1 protein-coding gene is annotated in these 1,267 nt (G+C 53.0%); it reads left to right on the plus strand.

What is annotated here, in order from left to right; all coding sequences use genetic code 11:
* A partial coding sequence (locus BC349_RS11385; protein ID WP_187256897.1) for a SprB repeat-containing protein occupies positions 1-1,267 on the plus strand: 1,267 nt, incomplete at both ends.

The following is a 1,267-nucleotide window of genomic DNA, read 5'->3' on the forward strand; positions in this document are numbered from 1 at the left end:
CGGAACTTACACCGTAACGGTGACCGATGCCAATGGTTGTACCGCTACCCTGGATGTACCGGTTGCCACAGATGATGTTACCCTGACGATCACGGAACTGATCACTGTTGCGATCTGTACTGCTGAGAACGGTGCGATTGATGTAAGCGTTGAAGGCGGCACTGCACCATACACCTACAGCTGGAACACCGGTTCAACTGATGAAGATCTGACCAATCTTGCTCCGGGCAGCTACACGGTGACGATCACTGATGCCAACGGTTGTACGGCAGAGAAGACAATCGAAGTAACCCAGGACATCCAAACCCTGACCATCACCCCAACCGTAACCAACACCACCTGTACGGGCTCAACCGGTGCTGTAGAGATCAATGTTACCGGCGGTACTGCACCATATACCTACGAATGGAATACCGGCGCCACCACCAAGGACCTCAGCAACCTCGCTACGGGAACCTATACTGTAACTGTAACCGATGTCAATGGTTGTACCGTCACCCTGGATGTACCGGTAGCCACAGATGATGTTACCCTGACGATCACGGAACTGATCACTGCTGCGATCTGTACTGCCGAGAACGGTGCGATTGATGTAAGTGTAACCGGTGGCACGGCACCATACAGCTACAGCTGGAACACCGGTTCAACCGATGAAGACCTGACCAATCTTGCTCCGGGCAGCTATACGGTGACGATCACTGACGCCAACGGTTGTACGGCAGAGAAGACAATAGAAGTAACCCAGGATATCCAAACCCTGACGATCACCCCAACCATAACCAACACCACCTGTACGGGCTCAACCGGTGCTGTAGAGATCAATGTTACCGGTGGTACTGCACCATATACCTACGAATGGAATACCGGCGCCACCACCAAAGACCTCAGCAACCTTGCTACGGGAACCTACACCGTAACGGTGACCGATGCCAATGGTTGTACCGCTACCCTGGATGTACCGGTAGCCACAGATGATGTTACCCTGACGATCACGGAACTGATCACTGCTGCGATCTGTACTGCCGAGAACGGTGCGATTGATGTAAGTGTAACCGGTGGCACTGCACCATACACCTACAACTGGAACACCGGTTCAACAGATGAAGACCTGACCAATCTTGCACCGGGCAGCTACACGGTGACGATCACTGATGCCAACGGTTGTACGGCAGAGAAGACAATAGCAGTAACCCAGGATATCCAAACCCTGACGATCACCCCAACCGTAACCAACACTACCTGTACGGGCTCAACCGGTGCTGTAGAG

Source organism: Flavihumibacter stibioxidans (assembly GCF_014332695.1).
Taxonomy (GTDB): domain Bacteria; phylum Bacteroidota; class Bacteroidia; order Chitinophagales; family Chitinophagaceae; genus Flavihumibacter; species Flavihumibacter stibioxidans.